14 protein-coding genes, 1 pseudogene and 1 riboswitch are annotated in these 21,305 nt (G+C 41.2%); of the genes and pseudogenes, 8 read left to right on the top strand and 7 right to left on the bottom strand.

What is annotated here, in order from left to right:
• Nucleotides 1-325: 325 nt before the first annotated feature.
• Entirely contained in the window at nucleotides 326-1,054 is a 729-nt protein-coding gene (locus CXF95_RS13195) for a hypothetical protein (RefSeq protein ID WP_157828146.1), read from the bottom strand.
• A gap of 452 nt (nucleotides 1,055-1,506) precedes the next feature.
• Between CXF95_RS13195 and CXF95_RS13190 the strand changes: the two genes are divergently transcribed.
• The 4 genes from CXF95_RS13190 (at nucleotide 1,507) to CXF95_RS13175 (ending at nucleotide 6,712) form a co-directional block, all read left to right on the top strand.
• The gene (locus CXF95_RS13190; protein WP_101199120.1) at nucleotides 1,507-1,965 is read left to right on the top strand and encodes a hypothetical protein; all 459 of its coding nucleotides are present in this window, start codon (nucleotides 1,507-1,509) and stop codon (nucleotides 1,963-1,965) included.
• Nucleotides 1,966-2,387: 422 nt separating this feature from the next.
• Nucleotides 2,388-4,280 (top strand): winged helix-turn-helix domain-containing protein, encoded by a 1,893-nt coding sequence (locus tag CXF95_RS13185; RefSeq protein ID WP_101199119.1) that lies wholly within the window; start codon nucleotides 2,388-2,390, stop codon nucleotides 4,278-4,280.
• A 124-nt stretch (nucleotides 4,281-4,404) separates the two neighbouring features.
• Nucleotides 4,405-5,460 (top strand): class I SAM-dependent methyltransferase, encoded by a 1,056-nt coding sequence (locus CXF95_RS13180; protein ID WP_101199118.1) that lies wholly within the window; start codon nucleotides 4,405-4,407, stop codon nucleotides 5,458-5,460.
• 301 nt (nucleotides 5,461-5,761) lie between these two features.
• Complete coding sequence (locus tag CXF95_RS13175) at nucleotides 5,762-6,712, top strand: homocysteine S-methyltransferase family protein (RefSeq protein ID WP_101199117.1); 951 nt, start codon at nucleotides 5,762-5,764, stop codon at nucleotides 6,710-6,712.
• Between the two features lie 593 nt (nucleotides 6,713-7,305).
• On the opposite strand, the gene CXF95_RS13170 is transcribed toward CXF95_RS13175, so the two are convergent.
• Complete coding sequence (locus CXF95_RS13170) at nucleotides 7,306-8,190, bottom strand: IS1595 family transposase (RefSeq protein ID WP_101197018.1); 885 nt, start codon at nucleotides 8,188-8,190, stop codon at nucleotides 7,306-7,308.
• A 514-nt stretch (nucleotides 8,191-8,704) separates the two neighbouring features.
• Between CXF95_RS13170 and CXF95_RS13165 the strand changes: the two genes are divergently transcribed.
• From CXF95_RS13165 to CXF95_RS13155, 3 genes and pseudogenes are all read left to right on the top strand, one after another.
• On the top strand, nucleotides 8,705-9,661 hold the full coding sequence (locus CXF95_RS13165; protein WP_198556578.1) for an IS1595 family transposase: 957 nt from the start codon (nucleotides 8,705-8,707) through the stop codon (nucleotides 9,659-9,661).
• Between the two features lie 69 nt (nucleotides 9,662-9,730).
• Nucleotides 9,731-11,212, top strand: coding sequence for an IS91 family transposase (locus tag CXF95_RS13160; RefSeq protein ID WP_101199115.1), 1,482 nt, complete (start codon nucleotides 9,731-9,733; stop codon nucleotides 11,210-11,212).
• A 163-nt stretch (nucleotides 11,213-11,375) separates the two neighbouring features.
• Nucleotides 11,376-12,885, top strand: a pseudogene (locus CXF95_RS13155) (TonB-dependent receptor domain-containing protein); the annotation flags it as partial.
• Between the two features lie 75 nt (nucleotides 12,886-12,960).
• Here the strand turns inward: CXF95_RS13155 and CXF95_RS13150 are convergent.
• The 5 genes from CXF95_RS13150 to CXF95_RS13130 form a co-directional block, all read right to left on the bottom strand.
• Nucleotides 12,961-13,770, bottom strand: a complete 810-nt coding sequence (locus tag CXF95_RS13150) for a hypothetical protein (protein WP_101199114.1) — start codon at nucleotides 13,768-13,770, stop codon at nucleotides 12,961-12,963.
• Nucleotides 13,771-13,882: 112 nt separating this feature from the next.
• Entirely contained in the window at nucleotides 13,883-15,517 is a 1,635-nt protein-coding gene (locus CXF95_RS13145; RefSeq protein WP_198556577.1) for a transposase, read from the bottom strand.
• Nucleotides 15,518-15,804: 287 nt separating this feature from the next.
• The gene (locus CXF95_RS13140) at nucleotides 15,805-16,785 is read right to left on the bottom strand and encodes a transposase (RefSeq protein WP_255418924.1); all 981 of its coding nucleotides are present in this window, start codon (nucleotides 16,783-16,785) and stop codon (nucleotides 15,805-15,807) included.
• Between the two features lie 252 nt (nucleotides 16,786-17,037).
• Entirely contained in the window at nucleotides 17,038-19,011 is a 1,974-nt protein-coding gene (locus CXF95_RS13135; RefSeq protein ID WP_198556575.1) for a family 16 glycosylhydrolase, read from the bottom strand.
• A 354-nt stretch (nucleotides 19,012-19,365) separates the two neighbouring features.
• Nucleotides 19,366-20,406 (bottom strand): lipase family protein, encoded by a 1,041-nt coding sequence (locus CXF95_RS13130; protein WP_101199110.1) that lies wholly within the window; start codon nucleotides 20,404-20,406, stop codon nucleotides 19,366-19,368.
• Nucleotides 20,407-20,628: 222 nt separating this feature from the next.
• Between CXF95_RS13130 and CXF95_RS31460 the strand changes: the two genes are divergently transcribed.
• Complete coding sequence (locus CXF95_RS31460) at nucleotides 20,629-20,856, top strand: class I SAM-dependent methyltransferase (protein WP_101199109.1); 228 nt, start codon at nucleotides 20,629-20,631, stop codon at nucleotides 20,854-20,856.
• A 195-nt stretch (nucleotides 20,857-21,051) separates the two neighbouring features.
• Nucleotides 21,052-21,231: riboswitch (cobalamin riboswitch) on the top strand.
• The last annotated feature ends 74 nt before the right edge of the window (nucleotides 21,232-21,305 follow it).

The raw sequence follows: 21,305 nt of genomic DNA, 5'->3' as shown, positions 1-21,305 counted from the left end.
TTATAAGCAACATCAATCTAATTGCTCAATTCCATTATTGTTTTCCTAAACCCTATATCCATTGAAATCTACGGATTTAAAAGACCTGAGAGTTCGTTAGTGACTTCGACATAATCCCTTAGTGTTAACAATCATTTGTTTGCTGGGCTCGACACAAACTGGTAGTCGCAAAAACCTTTGCTGGTAATTGAGACATTATATGTAATGACAGAAAGTGCGACTTAGCTGACGTAAACGCTACCAAATTTATAATTTCTCTGAAAATCTCATAGATTGGCGGGAAAACTATTGCTTAAATTGACTATTTTCCCTTTCCCCATGCAAGCTATTCTAAATCGAGTGCTACATACGAAAAATTAAAGCACATTTCGTCGTCTGACCCTACGCCGCCATAAACTGTATTATCACTGTAATTTTTAAAAGTACATTCCACAAACAACTGGTTTTGTTTTAATGTATCCACTGGAAATATTTTAGCCTGGGTAAATACAAAATCTCGTTGCCAGTCTAAATCCCAGTTGGGGATGGAAAGTAGTAGTTGTGGATCTTTATTATCGGGTTTTAGATAAGTTTTACCTGACGCTCCATGCGCATGCATATGAAGATTAACCGAATGAAGCTCGAGATTTTTAATTTTAGATTTATCAAGATTAATGTTTTTTGTAATGTAGTTACTTATTTCATCTAAGGATGTGCCAACGCTGAGTGTTTTGACTTCGCCAGAGGCAATCGTCATTTCGTTTTCTTCTGGTTTATTAAACCAATCGTTATTAGTGACTTGAATTACCAGAGCAGGTTTATCAACATGTTTGCTAAGTTTAAACTCCATTTTACCATTGCTGTCTTTTTCTCCTGGCGCAAATCCTGAGTAGTAATGCATCTGAGCGATCAAGATAGAGCCCTTTTTAATCGGTACTCCGGTGTTTTTCGGAAATTCATAACCAAAAGTACCTGGAGCCCATTGGGCAAGCCAAAAATTGTTATCCAGTAGTTGTTTTACGCCATTGGGGTATTTTTGTTCAAATTGTTCTCTTGTTTTTTTGTCACCAAGCATATCTGGCAAGGCTCCACCGTAGCATTGGTAACCCTCTTTGTTATCTAGCCCATCTAAATACTTGAGCATATCAACCGTCTCCGGTGATGCTGAGTAAAGTACTAAGTGATGCATCACCTTTAAATTACCAGGGCTTGCTTTAAATTCTGAATTATGTGGAAACATTAGATTAATAGGCGTGAAGTGTATGACTATCGTTCATTCATTGATAAAAAAACTAGTGAAATTGAAGACATGAGCTAAAGTTTATTTTAAATCTTAAGAAATTGGCGTTTTATTTTACCAACACTCCTTTACCTGCATGCTACATAATATATTTATCAGCCACAGGAAAAACATCTTGGATGCGGGAGCATAAAAGACTTACTGAGAGGAATAAGCTTCTCAGTATTCCAACAACACAAGCCTGTGTAAACGAAGTATAAATCTAATAACTAAAAAAGGATGTTTTAATGATTAAATCTACAATGTATATCGCCACAGCCATATTGGCTCTGGGCTTTGGTTCTGCCAATGCACAAACCTTTAATTTCGAATCGAAAAATGATACCCGAGTCGTGGTAGGTGGCATCGGACCAGACGGTGGCAGTTATGTTGGGAGTTACGTCACCGGCAGCGGAGTCTCGACCAACGCTGATGGCAGCAAATTAAAGAGTATAAGTAAATGCGTATCTATGATGCAGCCGCCAAATGCGAATATATTTGCTGTGCACGTTGCCTGTGACGTTACACGTGAAGCGACCGTATACACTGTTGCGGCAGGCTGCAATTTCATGAATAAGGAAAAGACCGAGACAAGCTGCGTAGGCGGACTGAAGGGCAAGGCTGGAGAGCTTAAAGGTCGGACCGGTTCCATTACTTGGCACACTAAAGGGGGCATCTCAAAGGGCACTGGTCAATGGCACGAGTGATCTTCGAATTTGTTATCACTACTGACGATTAATTCATTCATAGTTAAGCGAAGCCGTCGGGGTTATTAGATATCCTGACGGCTTTTTCTATTGTAGGAACTTGATAATTTAGATAAGAATAGCCTGTAACAAAGGCGTCGGGGGCACAGTCATCTAACTCCCCCGGTACATATTGTCACTATTCGAAAAGATGCTATCGCTACAGTCAAACAGCAAGGACGAAAGGTATTTACCTTGCTTTCAAAAAATGCAGTTTTTATGCTCTATGCTGGGCGTTACTGACCGAGAAGTGAATAGTTCTAGGTTGTTTTATCCATTTCGATAATACTATAGACCCTTATGGTTAAAAGATAAGGTGTTATGCTCACATCTATTCAAAACATTGAAACTCATGATCAACACAGTCATTAGAAATTTATATTATGATTTACCAGTTCAATCACATAAAAATAGACGATCAAAATTATAAATTGACGGTTAAGGATATTAAAGTTCAAGTTGAACCTCAAGTATTCAACATCATCATTTTTTTGATACAGAATAAAGACAAGGTAGTCACTCGAAACGAACTGTTAGAGCATGTTTGGCAAGGACGTGTAGTGTCCGACACTTCAATTAACAACAGTATCAAGTCAGCCCGCAAAGTTTTAGGCGATGATGGCACTAGCCAAAAAATCATAAAAACTATTCATTCTCGAGGTTACCAATTTGTTGCAGAATTAAGGTCTGCTGCGCCATCACTTAACGCAAATTTAAATAAAAGTTCAACAAAACGTAGGCTTTTCGTTTCAGTATCCGTTATCAGCAGTTTTGTATTCATGTTGATTTTCTTTTGGTATCAATACCAATCTGAACAACCCTACGTCAAGCAAACTATTTTTTCACCTGATGTTAGTATTTCAACAACAGACCCAGAAGATAAAAACAAGCCATTAAAAGCACAAAAACTAATTGCAGTGTTACCGTTTTCCAACACCAAGCCTAATATTGATACTGATTATTTAGGCTTTGCATTGGCCAATCAAATAATCGGAGAATTGACCTATTTGGAAAAATTTTCTATTCGACAAGTGGGATTAATCAGAAAATATGTGGACAAAGTTATAGACCCCATTACCGTCGGCCAAGAACTTAAGGTAGATTATGTAGTTAGCGGCAATTATTTATTAGAAAATGATGTTATTCGTTTGAGTGTAGAAATGATTGAAGTAAACAATAGTCATTTGGTTTGGCGAGAGTCGATGCAAGTTGATTACTCCAACACTTTCGATTTACAGGACATGGTTGCACAAAAAGTCGCTAAAGGTCTAGAAGCAGAATTCCGACCAAATTTTATTAATCAACGGAATCGGGATATTCCGAATAGTGCTCTGGCCTATGAGTATTATTTGCGCGGTATTTCATACCCTCAGTCAAATGAGGGACACAAGTTGGCAGTTGAAATGTTGCAAAAGTCTATTGAACTGGATCCCTTGTATGCCCCAAGTTATGCCCACTTAGGTTTTCACCGTCGATTGTTAGAACAGCATGGACGAATTGTTCCAATCGAGCTTAAAAAAGCGCAATGGTATTATCAAAAAGCGCTAGAGCTTAATCCAAACCAACTAGATGCCTTGAGTAATCTGTCTGCTCTTTATGTTGAAACCAATCGAATTGAAGATGCATTATTAATTACCAGAAAGATGCTAGAAATTGCCCCTAACGATGCAAATTCACTTTTTGCCTTGGGCTACATTTATCGCTACGCGGGTATGCTCGATGAGTCTATTGACTCGATGGAAAAAGCCCTAGAAATCAGCCCCAACAATACGCGTTTCAGATCCATCATCTCTACATACGCAAGTGCAGGGTTGTATGAACAAGCTTTGGCCAAAGTTTACTTAGATCCTGGTGATTATGGGACGGGCTACAGTGGTATAATTGCTTTTTCACAAGATAAAAACGAACTGGCTCAAACCCTGTTTAATCGAGTGATTGAAATAGATGAAAATGGCATTTGGAGCTTGATCGCACAAGTCTATTTGGCCGTTATGGATGGTGACAAAGAGCGAGGATTAATAGCACTATCTAAAATGGTGGATACCAATGTAGTTGATGCTGAAAATATGTATTACTTTGCTAATTTTTATGCCCTTTTAAAAGAAAAAGAACAATGTCTAAACATGTTAGAGCAAGCGGTTAATTCAGGCTATTTTAATTACCCTCATATTTCTCATACCCCATCTTTCAACTATCTTCATGATGATGCGCGCTATATCTCTATTTTACAAAAAGCTAAACAAAGACACGATAATTTCAGACATAAATTCCTCTAGCATTAAGCCAGCACAATGCTTTCATTACGTAAATCATTACATAAACAATACCTAATCTTCATGTCTTAAAAACCATTCACCGCTAGTATTTTCTCTGCTTATTATCTTATAAATGGAGAACAACATGAGCATAGATGAAAACAAATTGAATGCATTACTGGGTCAAGTAGTAGTAGAGATGGGTGCAGCGGCCAATGGACCATTGGTCACCATTGGCGATAAGCTTGGACTTTATAAAACCTTGGCCGAGTCGGGCTCTATAGGGGCCAGTGAATTGGCTGAAAAAACTCACACTGCTTTAAGGTATGTACAAGAGTGGTTAGCTGCACAAGCTGCCTCTGGCTATATCGAGTATGACGCAGATGAGCATAAATTTTTTATGACACCAGAACAAACAGCTGTTTTTGGTGATTCCTCTAGCCCGGTTTTCATGACTGGTGCATTTTATGCCATCACTTCTTTGTATCATGATGAACCCAAAATGCTAGACGCATTTAAAACAGGGGAAGGCATTTCATGGGGTGAGCACCACACATGCTTGTTTTGTGGCACTGAAAAATTCTTCAGCCCATCATATTCAGGTAACTTGATCAGTAGTTGGATCCCCGCACTCGATGGCGTGACTGAAAAATTAAGCAAGGGTGCCAAAGTAGCCGATATTGGATGTGGTCATGCAGCTTCAACCATCATTATGGCCAAAGCTTTTCCAAACTCACATTTTATAGGAATAGATTTCCATCAAGAATCAATAGATAAAGCTATAGTTCGCGCGCAAGAGGCCGGTATAAGCAATATAGAATTTAAAGTAGCCACTGCAAAAAGTTACGACGACAAAGGTTTTGATTTCATGACATTCTTTGATTGCCTGCACGATATGGGTGATCCTGTTGGCGCTTGCGAACATGCCAAACAAGCATTGAAACCAGATGGTTCTTGTATGATTGTTGAGCCTTTTGCCAATGATTCCATCAAAGACAACCTCAACCCAGTAGGCAGAGCCTTTTACGCTTTCTCCACACAACTATGCCTGCCTTGTTCAATGAACCAAGAAGTTGGTTTGGCATTAGGCGCACAAGCCGGTTTGCTGCGCTTAAAAGAAACCATCAAATCAGGTGGATTTAGTTATTGTGAAAAAGCAGCTGAGACGCCGTTTAATTTAATTTTAGAAGTTAAAAAGTAAAACCGTGAAGAAAGTTATGTAAATAACGAATACATAAATATATTTACGAAAATAGTCAAAGACCCAGCCATCTGCATTGACAATTCCTGTGAGGGAGTTAACTAAGATGCTTTTGGCTTATTTAAATACAGCATAACCAATGCCAACAAGACCAAAATGAGCAAACCACTAGACTCATACCTATTTTGAAACGTCATCGTTTGATCTTGATTCCATAAGGTACTTGGTCGAGCTTGTTTCGGTCGAAATTACCTTAATCATCTTATAGGCGAAAATACAACCTATAATCGGAGATGCAAATATGGACAATAAAAAATTTTTTCCACCCCAAAAAGATGGACGTATTTATCTTTCAGAGGGTGGAACTGAAACCGAGATTTCGTACAAATACGGGTTTGAGTTACCCGAATTTGCGATGTTCCCTTTGCTCGATAACCCAGAAGCTGTATCGCAGATGCAGGGGATGTATCGTAAGTATCTCGATGTAGTCGCAAAGCACGGAATGTGCGCACTCATCGGGGGGCTAGATTATCGGGCGAGCCCCGATTGGGGTAAGCTACTGGGTTACTCACCGCAAGGCTTGGCAGAAGCAAATCACAAGTCGATAGATTTCCTAAGAGAGGTCGCGAGTGAGTACGCTTCAGATATACCGGAGATTTTAATTCAGGGCCTTATCGGTCCGCGCGGCGATACCTATGAAAGGAATATTAGCATCTCAGAAAATGAAGCCGAGGATTATCACTCCATCCAACTCACGACATTGAAAGAAGCTAATGTTGATTTGGCGTTAGCAATAACCTTTAACAATGTTTCGGAGTCCATTGGCGTAGCCAGAGCAGCAAAAAAAATCGGTGTGCCGCTTGCTATATCTCTTTCCCTTGATAGCACCTCAAAACTTAACTCGGGACCGAGTCTTGCTGAAGCAATTACTACGATTGATGCCGAGACGGATCTAGCACCAGAGTTCTATTTGATAAACTGTTCTCACCCCCTGGAGTATGAACCAGCTATCGAATCAGGTGATTGGATAAATAGAGTTAGGGGAGTCAGGCCGAATGCTTCAAAAATGGAAAAGATTGAACTGTGCCAAATTGGGCACCTCGAAGATGGCGATCCTGTGGAGCTTGGCGCGCAATGCGGGGACCTGGCCCGACGTTATCCTCATATGGATATATGGGGAGGATGTTGCGGAACTTGGGATACTCATCTGGACCAAATCGCAAAAAATATTCTAGCTATCGGGAGTAAATAGCTCACCCAAAATCGAGGTTTAGTTGTGTCGCCTGACAAGCGCATAAAATTTGCCCCCGCAAATCAGCCGCTTTTTTGCAAAAATCAAAGGCGCAAAAAAGCGTCAAACTCCCTACGCAGTTTATGCGGGCGTAATATCCATTTTACTGCGATAAATTACTCAAAAATTGTATTTCACGACCGTCTGCAATCTTTACACCCACCTTACACTTTAAGTAGTTATAATTAGATTATAACTAGATGTTATTTTTTGTGATTTACTTAGATTGCAACCTGCACTAAAACTTAGATTTTGTATTGGTAGCCTAGAGTAAGTAATGAAACATTGTTACCGCTACCTAAAAACAAACGGTTACATTGGCATTGGCAAAGCAGCCGTTCGTGTAGGTTAGCACCAATGAATCCTGAACACTCACAGGAACGAGTCTGTCACTAATTAAGAAGTCAGAGAAAGTATGTACATTATTGTCAATCTACATGATAGAAACATACAGAAATAACTTAGATATTAATGGCAACAGTGGATCTAATAAATCGCAGTTAATAATTGCTCTTAAATACTTAAAAATAAGCTTTCATGCTTCTCCATTTAACTCAGGTTGATTTTAAAGGAGTATGAATAATTGCCAAGTTTAACAATCGATTAGGTATTTGTTTTTCCACAAAACGGCGATTATACCGATAACAAAACTCATTCAAGTATTCTTGTAAGTAATTACCCGTAACGCCATGAAACGTGCCCAACAAAAACGTTTTCAAATTACCTATCGCGATATGAACCCAAGGCAACCATTCGTCTACCTTTTCACTTGGCGTGACTCTTGGCTCATGTTGCTGTGTTTTATCTATAATATTTAACGCAGGATAAGCATCCGTTCTGACATGCTGATTAGCTAAAAGGTGATGTGATACAAATTCTTTTACTGTTTTAAAATTCACATTTTTAACCGCTTTCATTGCGATAAACCCTGCCTTTTTATGCTTGTTTTCACATGCTATGATAATGGGGGTTTTCCCTTCTGCTCCACGACCACGCTTGCCTTTGTGCTTACCGCCAACAAAGGCATCATCTAACTCTATTGTGCCCGACAATCGGTAGAGGCTATCCCTGTGTCCCATAGCCGCTCTCACTTTCGTTAACATAAGCCGAGCAGTCTTCCAATTCACTTCAATAAGCTTGCTTAGCCTTAACGCTGAAATACTGCCTTTGTCTGAGCCTATAAAATACAGTGCCCAAAACCATTTGAGTAACGGTAGATGACTACCATGAAATAAAGTACCTGACATCACCGATGTTTGCTTATGACAATGGCTGCATTCGGTTAATTCTCGGCAGTGAAGGTCAATCCCATTGTCGTGACCACATTGAGGACACATAAACCCATTAGGCCACTTCATTTCCTTCAGATACTGGAGACAATCTTTATTCGTTCTGAATTGCTGTTGCCACGTTAAAAAACTGGCTTCTGGCGTGTTCATGTTCGAACTCCCTTAAACTGTTTATTTTCATATACAGTTTAGTTCATGCCTGAGCAAAGTGGAGAAGCATGTAAGCTTTTAACTTAGATGAGTTAATACAAAGTTAGATAATCACCTTGAAAGTACCGTTATTATTGGATCTTCTAACTTTTTTATCTAAATTTAAGTTACATGTATATCTTGGGCATAGCAGTCATTTGATAATTCAATCAGGCAGCTGTGAGCCTAAAAGCGGACAGTCGAGCGTTAAACCTGAAGGAGAACTTTGTGCCAAAAGCCGACATAAGGTTCTAGTCTAGAAAAGGCTTAAATCGACCTATAGCTGACGTTAGCTAATTCGAACTATCAGACTATATTGAGCTAAAAATCATCATGCGAGCTAATTAGTTTTTCAACCACTAATGCCCATATCTTTGCACTATAAAGTTCCAGCATACCGACAATAAAAAAACACACCTATACTGTATAAAAATAAGGGGTATCCACTTAGCTCCACCTATGTCAATATGTAGTGGTGGCTATTTCATCAAATTCACTAAAATCAGGTAGAGATTATCCCGGAAATTGGACTCAGTTTTTACAATGGTTTCCGGATGATAATGCATGCCTTCAGTTTCTGGAGCACTTACGTTGGCCCTCTGGTTTTGTATGCCCACGTTGTCTCAAATTATCCAAACCTTATCACTTAACTCGCGGTCGAATGATGTGTTCTATATGTCGATATCAAGGCACGGTGACAGCAGGAACACTATTTGAAAAAAGCCGAACTCCCTTAACTAATTGGTTTGCCGCAGCTTGGTATATCACTAATGAAAAGCACGGAGTGAGTGCGTTAGGTCTGCAAAGGTTACTTGGGTTAGGTAGTTATCAAACTGCATGGACAATGTTACATCGTTACCGGCGGGCGATGGTCAACCCCAGTCGCGGAAAATTATCAGGTATTGTCGAAGTAGATGAAACCTACGTGGGTGGCGCTGATAAAGCCAAAACCCGTGCTCCTTGTGCCCAAAGTAAGAAATCAATTGTGGCGATAGCGGTTGAAATTAAAAAGCCCAAGGGATTTGGCAGAATAAGGTTAAAACGTATTGAAGCGGCAACGCAAGTTCAATTGCATTCGTTTATACAAGAAACGATAGAGCCCGGTTCAGTCGTCCAAACAGATGGTTCAAGTGCCTATCATAGAATTTATGAGCTTGGTTATGAGCGTAATAAGTTGGTTCAACTTGGGTCTAAAGAGCCTGCTCATGAGACGCTAGTCGGTGTGCATAGAGTCGCTTCACTATTGAAAAGATGGATATTAGGAACTCATCAAGGCTCAGTAGGGCATGAACATTTAGATAGTTATCTCGACGAATATGCCTTTCGTTTTAATCGTCGAGCATCTAATTCACGTGGTTTACTATTTTATAGATTGCTTGAACAAGCGGTGGTTACACCGCCCGTTAGTTATGAAAATATCAAAAAGCGCTAAACACAACATGTAGTGGGTAGTGGAGCTAACAGGATACCCCTTATAAAAATACAGCATTTGGGGTGATATATGTCTATTGTAAAGGATGCCAGAAGAGAGGGGACGGTAAAGTATGAACGTCATAAACCAGAGCAAACCCTTCTTTATCAAATTATTGAAAAATATTACCCGCAGTTTCTGAACCACATGGGGCAACAAGATAAATGTTTGCCCAAGTATGTGCGGTCAGAATTTGAAGAGTACCTCAAGTGCGGTCGTTTGGAATATGGGTTTTTGCGAGTACGTTGTGAAGATTGTCACCATGAGCACCTGGTCGCATTCAGTTGTAAACGCCGAGGATTTTGTCCCAGCTGTGGTGCGCGGCGAATGGCAGAAAGCGCCGCCTTGCTGGTTGATGATGTGTTGCCCCATGAGCCCATTAGGCAATGGGTATTGAGCTTCCCTTTTCAACTTAGATTTTTGTTTGCCAGCTATCCTCAGATCATGGGAAAAGTACTGGGTATTGTCTATCGCACACTTGCCACACATATCACTAAAAAAGCAGGCTACAACAAACAGACGGCACAAACGGGTGCGGTCACACTGATCCAACGATTTGGCTCAGCGCTGAATTTAAATATCCATTTTCATATGCTCTACCTCGATGGCGTATATGCCGAAGATAACTATGGCAAAACGCGTTTTCACCCGATAAAAGCCCCGACAAAAAGTGAACTGAATAGTCTTACTCACCGCATTAGCCAGCGTGTGGCTGGTTTTCTTGAGCGCGAGGGCTTATTAGTGAGGGATGATGACAATGACTACCTGGCTTTGGATGGGCTGGAAGACGATCCGATGTTGCAAATTCACGGGTATTCAATAACCTACCGTATCGCTACAGGCAAACAGCAAGGACGAAAGGTCTTTACCTTGCAAACAATTGCACCTATGGCAGAACAAGGGCTTGCGGCAGGCTGTGCCGCAAACGTGGCAGGCTTCAGTCTCCATGCAGGTGTCATGAGCAACGCACAGGATAGGGGTAAACTCGAAAGGCTGTGCCGTTATATTACCCGCTCTGGGGTATCAGAAAAAAGGTTGGCAGTAACGACTTACGGCAAGGTGCGCTACAAACTAAAAACACCCTACCGTGACGGCACCACTCATGTGATCTTTGAACCGCTGGATTTTATTGCCCGTTTAGCGGCACTGGTGCCCAAACCCAGAGTTAACCTGACGCGTTTTCATGGTGTGTTTGCACCAAACAGTCGGCACCGCGTGACAATAACACCCGCCTTACGAAATAAGACTAAACAAGCATTGCCGACAGGGCAGGAAAAAACACGGGCACAAAAGCACCAGTCGATGACCTGGGCGCAAAGACTTAAACGGGTTTTTGGGATAGAAATAGAAACGTGTGAGCAATGCGGTGGTGCTGTTAAGGTTATAGCGAGCATCGAAGATCCATTGGTGATCCAAAAGATACTTAGTCACCTGAATACAAAAAATGACGAAGTCGTCGAGCTATTGCCCCCACAAAGTCGAGCACCGCCTCAGATAAGTCTGTTTGAATAAAAGCCGTTCATCATCATAAGCAAAACTGGTTTTCACAACAGCGGGAGGCGCTTGTCTTGAATTCTGAATTACGTGGAAACAGTTGATTAATTGACGAAAAATAGCCGACTTTCACTCCCTTAAGAATATAAAATAGATGCCAATATGGAAAATATGAGGCATCATGTATTTTGATTTTAGGAAAAATGACGTTTTATTTTACCTATACTCTACTTTGCTTGCTTTGGTATGCACCATAGTGACTTTTTCAGCAGTATCTAGTGATGATAGTGATGTTAATGAAGCAAGTGATGATATTGAAAACATTACAGTTAAAGGCTCTACGACAGCCAACAAAGAACCTGTGGGAACCTTTGTTTCGCTGGTTTCAAACTTAGAATATGACCCGCGCGTTGATTTACAGTCGCGCAATATGGCTGAGGCTCAAGCTGATGTGACGATCCGTGGAGGCATTTTTGAAAATACAGGGTTTAGGGTAGGCAGCGCAACGTTACTCGATCCGCAGACCGGGCATTACTTTTCTGAGATCCCCATTGCTCCGGAAATGTTGAGTCAAGCTTATATACTAACGGGAGCAGATAATGCCCTTTACGGTGTGAATAGCTCTGTGGGGACTGTTTCCTTCGACTGGAAACCGATTAACACTGCTGGTAGTGTTTCGATTGGCGCTGGCAATAACCACTTTAATCTTCACAGAATTCACAGCGGTATCAGTATGCCACTAGCTGATGCTAAGGATTGGATCATCGGTTTTGAAGGTGAGTACTCCTTCTCTGAAAGTGACGGCACTATCGACAATGGTGATCACGATTTCAAACGCACCTCTGCGCGCGTTCAACTTGTGGGTCCATCATCGCAGACTGATCTGTTTTTTGGCTCTCAAGATAAGTTTTTTGGCTGGCCTAACATGTATACCCCTTTTAATGTCAATGAGACAGAAGACCTTAGAACGCAACTATTGATGCTAAATCATCAACAGAACTATGGGACAGATAGCACATTTGAAATTACTGCTTACACCCGGGGGCATAACGACCATTATGTTTTTTCTCGTGAAAACCCGCAGATATTTCAGGCCTTTCACGAAACCGAGGTTAATTCGGTAGCGTTTTCTGGGCGCCATGGGCAAACAGAATCGTTTGCACTGAATTATTCGACACAGTTTATCGAAGACTCCATCGAGTCCACTACGCTTGAAAATAATTTTACGTCTCGTCGTTACTATAAGGTGAGTGTGTTGCCTGAATTCCAAATAAGTTTAAAAAATGAGGAACAGTTAACGTTTCGCTTAGGGGCTGCTTTTGACGATACTAATAGAGATGATTCCGACGTTTCATTGATTGGTGACATAACTTGGAACACGTTCAACGGTGATGACACCTCTCAGACTTTCTATCTCTCCTATGCAGAAGCGAGTCAAGTGGCAGGTTATACCGCTATTGGTGGCAGTAACACCAGTGGGCTGTTCAGAAGTAATGATAGTCTTGAACGAGAAAAGACTAAAAATCTGGAACTGGGCTTGGCATTAGACGGATTAAACTGGAGCCTTGATTCTGCTATTTTTTATCGTAAGGATAATGACTTAACCGATTGGACCTATAACTTAAATTCGACATCGGCACGTTCTGCAAATTCAGTGGATATCGAAACCTTGGGTTTGGAGTTACTTGCAAGCACAAATGACGTTTTATTTTACCTATACTCAGCGATTTATCTGTTTAATATACAGACATTCGAGGTCGCCCCGTTCAAGACTGCGTTTTGAAGTACTTAATGAACGCTTTTTTGGCTTTCCAACCTTTGCCTAATATAAGTTTAATCATTTTATGCAAATGCGTGCTATAGCCATCTGAACTGTTCTTTAGGTGCAAATACAGGTCTTTCATTGTGATTTTATGTTGATAGGGGAACTCAAAGCATTGCGCTAATCTATTGAACTTGGCTAAACGAGAGGCCACCGAATGCTCACTAAAGGGGTGCTCAATGACTTTCAATGAATCGACACCTTTTAAATAATTCGCTCGTCGTCGGTCCCAATCATGATATTTTGATACATGGATATAATATTTGGTTTTTCCATTCCATGTCGCTACAACATTCATCAAATCGAAATAAGACTTCACTCGATCATCTAATAGCTCCAAGCCATCAATAACTCGACTCATCGTCTGCAACGACGGGTCTTTTAGTTCTGACATTTTACTACGATTTAAATATGTATATGGCGCGAAGGAGACGACTTGATCAGCCTCTAACAAGTGTCCAAATAGTATAGCTGAATGTGCCCCGGCTGATGTGCCTGTCACTATCAGTTGTTTATGAGGTATTTCGGCAATTTGATTGCGTAGATATTCTATAATATCGAAAAACGTTGGATACTCCGGTGGAATCCCTGACAAACCCACTCTAAAAGAAGGATCGATAACGACTATCTTTGAGGCACTTGTCAAACTTGCTTGTTCAAAAAACTCATTAACTGGAAGGTTTAGCTTGTTTCTAAATCCGGTAATGGCGATAACTAAGCTATCAGAGTCCCTAATTTCTTTGGTGATGGGCATTAAATATCCTTCTTTTGACCTGTTTAAATTAAAATCGAATAAACCACACTATAGCTTTCAGCTTTGGTTTGTGCAAGCCATTCAACAGGTTACGTAGTATATTGGTAACTGCTCATAAAGTGGTGGTAGGTCTTGTTCCAGTTAACCTTTCGCTCAGCATTACTGGCAATGGAGGGATTAACTTCTCGTGATGGCGGTCAATCAAATACTGCCAGAATGAGAGTCCTAATTTGCGGCATGTTTTTTTGAGGCTGGCGAAGGTGTCTCGGCATTGCTGGCCCACATCGCTGCGGGTACCCCCGCTGACTTTTCGTTTTTTCACGTAATCCCTGATGTCGCCTTCACTACCATTTGTGTGAATGGGGATTTCAGGTCGCTTTAACACCAACAGTAATTTACTCTTTAACTTGTTCAGTCTGCGTAAACTTCTGTTCAAGGTTATATAGGCTGTTTTTTGTTGGAAGATGGTATCAAATCGGTTGGATATCGCCTCAGCTTGTTGTGGCGATGGACTCAACTTATAAGACTTGAGCGCGCGATATAATGTCCATATTTGTGCTCTTACACCCTCGACTGCTTTTTTGTGGGGCTCGTTCATTGGCAATAGTGTGTGAATGAGTCGTTCGGCGTGAACCCAACATAAACCATGCTGAAACACGGCGAACTGGCCCGCACCATCACTGATGATGGCAAGTTTTTCAACATTGCCTTTGTGTAACAACGAGCCAATTAATGCGCCTTCGGTCGCGATACGGATATGCCGTTCATCGCTAATGTTGAGGTGTTTTAAGTGCTTGTCCCATGCTGCTTTATCCGCAAATTCAATGACAGGGCTGGCCGCCAATGCATCAAGTAATGTACGTGGCACGTTTTTTAGCTTGTGCTCTCGCATATACGTTAACGCCTCAGGAGACAGGCGATAACTTTCACCACTGTTGAGCAGGGTCAAAAAGTTAAGCCTGCTTTTCGACGGTGTTGAGCTAAACCAAACAAAGAATTCATTACCCATATGTGTGACATAGCCGTTTTTGCCTTTATGTCTGGCACCACTGTCATCTACCGTGATGTAATCCGCCTGGGTTAACGCTACCTCAAGCAGCCCCTCTTTTTCGTCGTGAAACCGCTCTTTATTGGCTGACAGTAACCTATTCAATTGGCCAGAAGATATTTTTATGCCCCATTCACGTAATTGCTCTAACAACAAGGGCTGCGTGGTTTGGCAGTGGTGATGCTGATATAACAGGTACGTCAACAACGTCGGACCGTAGTGACGGTTTTCCAGTGTTCCAGGTAATTGCCCCGTCAGTAACTTTCCATCAGGCGTCATCCACCGCTCCAAACGATAGCGAACATTCTCACTTTTAATCACCAATTCCTGCACATGGAAATCTCGATAACCCTTGTATCGAGAGCCCTGTGGAATATTGAGCGGCTTTATCCGTTCTTCACGGTCGACTGGCAGCCCCTTTTTGCTACGACGTATTTTCTTGGTTTTTGTATGTTCTTTATCTGACGGCTCGGTTTTATCCGAACTCTCAGACGCGTCTTCCACCTCATCGTTAGTGCTTTCATCTAGTTTGCTTGGCGTAAATTTCGGTCGTTTTTTCTCTCCTTTTAATATTCGAATTTCATCTTTCATCACCTCAATTTCTTCTTGTTGCTTTTGCGAATGTTCAATCAACTGCTCAAGCATAGCCAGTAAGCCCTTAACAAGGGGCGTCTGTTCAGCTTCAGGGATGTCAGGCAATGTGAATTTCATCGTAATTAAGGGGCAATCGGCAACAGGGTGATCCAATAACTGAATTGTAACATGGGTTTTTGAGGCCTAATTTTTCGAACTATGTGGCATTCTAAAGGGATAAAAATTATCGAAGCCTATCGGGTATGACTAACAGATTTGTTGATCTGCTTCGCGCTGCCACTTCGCATACAACAGCAAATGGTGCTGCTATTCGAATGTAACAAAAAAGAGGCGGGAAACGAGTAAAATGGTGTCAAGCATTATTTTCAATTTAATCAAAAAGAAAAAAGGGGTCAAGTTGCTTGCTTCACAATACTCTTGATCAGTCCCTCAAATCGCGTCCTATACTGGCTATTTTCTCTTTCGCGCTTGCGGATTTGGTGGGTAATAAAGCTCACAGATCCGACATGACTCAAATGAAATCGAGCGGCTATATCTGTCAACTTCGCTGCAACTAACTCCTGGCAAAAATACATAGCCAACTTTCTTGCTTCGTTCTCTTTTTGCGGGCCCTTGACTCTTTTTGTAATATCAACTTCGGTTACAGAAAAATAATTAGCTACGACACTGATCACCTGCCCCATAGTCAAATCAGGCTGAATGACTCTGCTTTTTTGTTCAGCGGCCAATTGAGGCAATAGTTCTTCATAAACCCACTCCCGAAATCCTTTATCACCAATAATACTGGCCATATTACCTTTACTGTAAAATTGGGCAGTTTCTTCGTCTACCCCTGCCATTACATAGTTGGCATATCCCTTGTGTTTGTCTTCATGACCCAGCATTTCAAACGTCAAATCCTGCGCTAGCCACTCAACCGGCTTGGCCTTGCCGACATAGCTCGGGTAACTGGACCAATAATAGTCAAGCAGTTGAGTCACCAAAGGACTTTTCATATCAATCGGGTTGCGATGTATATATCTGGACAATTGCAAAAGATAACCGTCATGGTCAACCAGAATCGCCTTGAATCGGCCTCTAAACAGTGGCCCATCAGATTTTTTCAAACGGTTATACCGCTGGGTATAAACACCATTTATGTGTCGCATGATACGACTTAAATTCGCTTTGGGTGTTTCGATTAAAATGTGATAGTGATTGCCCATGAGGCAATAGGCGTGAACCAAACAGTCAAACCGCAAACAAGCCTCGCCGAGAGTATCAAGAAACGTTTGATAGTAAAAATCTTCATGAAAAATCATACACCTGGCTCTACCCCGGTTCATAACATGGTAAAAGGCATGTTCATATTCGATTCTTGGTTGTCTCGGCATAATCAGCAAAAAGCATTTTTAACTATAAAATAAGTGTAGATTCAAAAGTATTGTTAGACAAGTGACTTGACCCCTATCTTTCCCTATCTTTTCTCCCAAAAGTATTGTTAGACAAGTGACTTGACCCCTATCTTTTCTCCGGTATGTTTGAAGCGTGAGCAAATACATGACGCAAGGGGATTTTGTATAAATAATTGACTGATCCAGTGACCTTGGATTGATGTTTCCAATTTGTGGCAGTTCCTTTAAGGCTTAGGTCCTAATACCTTTGGATATCTGTCTTATTATGTGTAACAAGAGTAGTCCGAATAATATAAACAAATTGATACTGCCACCAGCCGAATCACTATTCTGTGTTTCAGGCTCTACTTGAGTAGCAGGTGTCACAACTGACAGTGTGATGGTTGTCTCATCACTGAGTGTTGTTTGTGCACTGTCAGATGCTACTACCGTGATTGAGATTTGAACATTTGCTAAACCTGATGGATCAAAACTGATGGCATTGTCGTTTTTGTCAAATTCTGAAACAGCAGATACTGTCCAAACATAAGTATGCTCATCACCTTGATTTTCATCAACAACATTGGCCTCAATGGTGACACTTCCAGCATCTGTAATAACACTAGTGATGGTTACACCACCTTGTGTGGCAATTAAGCTGACGGTTGGTGCTATATTCACTTCTAGGGCACAGCCTGCTGCATCTACCTCAACACCTGTGGGTGTGTTAGCACACTGATCATCATTATCTTGAACACCATCCATATCCCCATCGGTCAAGGCTTCAGAGTCTGAACTGAAATAAATATTGTCTAAGTAAACCGTGCCATTTCCTTCTACCTTTAATTGAAATATGTCGGCTAAATCTACATCTGAAAAGCTACTCAGTGGAATGACCAGACTTTGCCAACCTTGCTGCTGCACATCAATGACAAAAGAGCGTTCTTGAGGCCCCGAACTAATTAAAAAGAACTCAAGTTCGGTGGCGTTATAGGTCCAATAGTCCAGATGAACATTGTCCATATTAGTCACGTCTTGTTTATTATCACCAAAGTCTGTGCCTTGATAATTTAGCCCTGCGTATTTAAGTATATTATTGCCCGCTATATCAATTTGTGTGACTTGGGTGGCTTGTTGCCAATCAGGATTGTAATCAATATTCGCTATGTTGCTGTAACTGTCACTAAAGAGGGAAATCACTTGCTGATCAGATATTTGAGGTGCAGGGGCAACAACTTGAGGTTGAGTGACAAGTTCACAACCATTTTGGTCAACCACTGTGCCTTCAGGCGTATTGGGACATTGGTCCAAATCAGTGCTTACTCCGTCATTATCCTCATCACTGATGAAGGGTGTGCTTTCATTACATTCCTGATACTCATTTAAATCTGACTTTACACAGTGGGCAACATAGTCAACTTCCATAGTTGCGTTATTCAATTGGGGGTCAATCGTCCCACCCAAACTTCCACCCATAGCAACATTAAGCAAAATAAACATGGGTTCTTCATATTGTGCACAATTGGATAAGTCTTGTTCAACCACCACAGTATTATTAAAAAAGAACGTGATATTGTCTGCTGTCCATTCAATCGCATAGGTATGAAAAGCGAGAACGTCTGGTGCTCCCCCAGGATAACTCACCCTCACATCGGAGCCGCAGTTACCCGTATTAAAAAAGTTGGTGATATAGCGATCACCATCGTTACTAAACCACTCCCAGACATCTATTTCACCTGCTCCAGGGTTAGGCCAATTAATAGTATCGTTATCTCCTTTGAAAGGGTTTTCGGCAATCCTATTTTCAAGCATCCAAAAGGCTGGCCAACTACCGCCTTTTAGCTCCAAAAATCGAATCCTAGCTTCAATACGGCCATATAAAAATTCCGCTTTGTCTTTACTGTTCAAGCGACCCGAGGTCCAAGACTTGTTTGCACCACCTAAACCAGGACAACTGATATTTTGTTTGCGAGCAATAATTTTTAAAGTGTCATCAGATACATCGTAGTTTTTTTGTGCAGAACTATCATCATCGGTATAACACTGTACTTCATTGTTATAGTTTGCTTGAATTTGTGGGGTCCAATTATCCCAGTTAACACCCGTTTCATCGAACCGGTCTATCCAGGTCACTTCCCAACCAGCAAAACTTAATGGGATCTGTGAAATGCTTAATATGGCAATAATCATGCCGTTTTTTAAAGACCTTTTGGAAATACCTTTCATTTCATCTACCTCACGTGTGCCCATTAACCCAATCTATTTGTGTTTGCATTCTTGGCAATATTACAGCAGAAATTATCGACCAAGTAACATTCATTAACCAATATAAACTAATAGGTTAAAGCCCAACAAATTTTAAGCGTTGAGAAGGACTGATTTAAGGTTCAAATCTTTTTAACTCACTTTTTGGCTTGTGCTTTCATTCAGGTACTAAAGCATAGAGGGAAAGTGGGGGAGATATTATCGTCTGTTATCCTTATTTAGGCACATTCAGGGCTAACACGTTAGAGTGTTAGGATTGTTTGAATGTGCCAATGCCAGTCGAATTTTACGTTATTCTTGATACCAGTTATTTCATTACAAATAGATCAGATGTCCCAGTACTTCTTTTAGTTTGTCGGAGAAGGGCAATAATTCCTTGATGGGAATATCATCCTGCATATCCATCAACTGCGCATACGCTTGCACATGTTGGTAAATCGCCTGTACCAAATAGGGTAAGGCCAATAGTTTAATTTCACCAGATAGGATGAGGGGGTCAGTTCCAATTTGCAGGTAGTCCTTGTGTTTACTTTTATTCAGCAAGTGTTTTAACAAGACAGCTAAGGATGGTGTTGGTAAAAGTGGTGGAAAATATAAGGTAAATGTTTCGCGCAGTGAACGGGTTTCCCAAGCATAAGGTACGACATCCAGTGAATTAGCAATACGCGTGAAGTTTGGGCCCATGCGCTGATTAAAATACTCTGCGAAAGCAATGTTTCCAGGCGTTGGGCCGGCGAAAGCAACGCAGGAAATTTGTACTTTTTTGCCCAGTTGAGTGTCCTGAATATCTTTCAACCATAACGCCAACACAGGTGCAAGGGCCCCTCCCAGACTATGGCCGGTAGTACAAATTGATAAATTGTTATTACTTGTTAGTTCTTGTTTAAAAAATTCCAATATAGTTTGTTTATAACCGGGGATTCCCTCCTCGGGCCGCAATCCCTGTAATATTATCAAACCAAAGGCCGAGCTTTCAGACAGCATTGGCATTTTAAGTGGGTGTGGGTCCCCGTAGGGCCAAGCCTTAAGCTCCTTGGCCTGAAAATCCCAGATGATCCAGTTTGGGATAGAAATGGGATTAGTTCCGCGGATACCGATAACGTATTGACTTTGATCAAGGGTGTTCTGAACAACATACATTAAGGCATCATCATATTTCGTCCCTGGCAGCGAGAACACTGCAGGGCCCCAGACAAGTTGCCACTGACCATTAAGTGGTGTCCAGTTATCCAATGCCTCGTTAAAAAATTGCTGGATTGTCTCGGCGTTACGCCGATCAGTTTCATCCAGTGTAAAGCCATAATAGGCCATATAACTCAGCGCCAGCATGATTTGATTTCGGTTAAATATTTTCATGTTAAACCCCTTTATAGGGTATAAATATTAGCCTGTATTTTACTAAACGCGCTTAATTTTTATATTCAAAGCATATTATTCAATAAAAAATAAGGGAGCATATAGGAAACACCCTGTTAAAGTGTTATAGCAAAATGGAAAAAACACCCGAAACGTCACACCACCCTGTATAAAAAAACGCGCCCAACCCCTGAAAAAAAACAGCGACAACCCAAAACTTGGATGCACTTTGTGGGCAACCCTAGGCAAGATCTAGCGAAGGGCAGAGTCGATGATGAAGGAACGACTTCATATTCCAATCTTCGAAGCTGCGACATCCAATCTTTCGACTTCCCCAATGAATCTTTCGACGTTGTCTTCGCTGCAAACTCTGTGCAATACGCCGAGGATCCTCTCGCTGCTCTGGGAGAGTTCAAACGAGGATGGAAGTATTGTGTTTCCAACAAATGAGTTCATCTACGTTGCAGGCAAGGCGATGGCAGACTGACGATTGAATATAGATTACTAAACCCTGAACTTTTTATAATCCAATTACCCCGTTTAATATTATTCTGAAGCTGTTTATGACGGTTTTGTCATTTTTTGATGTTCATCTCGACAAAACGTCATTACAACTTATTGACTTTGTAGAGCACAAAACGTATCTTCCTTGCCGCTATTCTAGGTGCCTATCGGTTGATGCCAAATCAATCTGGATAGGGTAAACGGGAAGTGTGGTGAGCCTAACTCTTGGTAAGTTATGTGCGAATCCACCGCTGCCCCCGCAACGGTAAAATATGCTAGCCATATTCAAGCCCGACACCGGCCTATGACATTAGCTTTTGTACGTATGGAGCGGCGGGCTTCATTAGAATGCATATCCCTGCAATAGTTAATCTATGGTTTTTAAAGACTTATAA

Source organism: Paraglaciecola sp. MB-3u-78 (genome assembly GCF_002835935.1).
Classification (GTDB): Bacteria; Pseudomonadota; Gammaproteobacteria; order Enterobacterales; family Alteromonadaceae; genus Paraglaciecola.
Note: the sequence above shows the minus strand (reverse complement) of the source record. Positions and strands in the feature narration are given on the sequence as shown.

Excerpts from the sequence above, each read along its gene's own strand:
- CXF95_RS13195 (WP_157828146.1), bottom strand. The coding sequence starts at position 1,054 with ATGCTTGGTGACAAAAAAACAAGAGAACAATTTGAACAAAAATACCCC.
- CXF95_RS13190 (WP_101199120.1), top strand. The coding sequence starts at position 1,507 with ATGATTAAATCTACAATGTATATCGCCACAGCCATATTGGCTCTGGGC.
- CXF95_RS13185 (WP_101199119.1), top strand. The coding sequence starts at position 2,388 with ATGATTTACCAGTTCAATCACATAAAAATAGACGATCAAAATTATAAA.
- CXF95_RS13180 (WP_101199118.1), top strand. The coding sequence starts at position 4,405 with ATGAGCATAGATGAAAACAAATTGAATGCATTACTGGGTCAAGTAGTA.
- CXF95_RS13175 (WP_101199117.1), top strand. The coding sequence starts at position 5,762 with ATGGACAATAAAAAATTTTTTCCACCCCAAAAAGATGGACGTATTTAT.
- CXF95_RS13170 (WP_101197018.1), bottom strand. The coding sequence starts at position 8,190 with ATGAACACGCCAGAAGCCAGTTTTTTAACGTGGCAACAGCAATTCAGA.
- CXF95_RS13160 (WP_101199115.1), top strand. The coding sequence starts at position 9,731 with ATGTCTATTGTAAAGGATGCCAGAAGAGAGGGGACGGTAAAGTATGAA.
- CXF95_RS13150 (WP_101199114.1), bottom strand. The coding sequence starts at position 13,770 with ATGCCCATCACCAAAGAAATTAGGGACTCTGATAGCTTAGTTATCGCC.
- CXF95_RS13140 (WP_255418924.1), bottom strand. The coding sequence starts at position 16,785 with ATGCCGAGACAACCAAGAATCGAATATGAACATGCCTTTTACCATGTT.
- CXF95_RS13135 (WP_198556575.1), bottom strand. The coding sequence starts at position 19,011 with ATGAAAGGTATTTCCAAAAGGTCTTTAAAAAACGGCATGATTATTGCC.
- CXF95_RS13130 (WP_101199110.1), bottom strand. The coding sequence starts at position 20,406 with ATGAAAATATTTAACCGAAATCAAATCATGCTGGCGCTGAGTTATATG.
- CXF95_RS31460 (WP_101199109.1), top strand. The coding sequence starts at position 20,629 with ATGCACTTTGTGGGCAACCCTAGGCAAGATCTAGCGAAGGGCAGAGTC.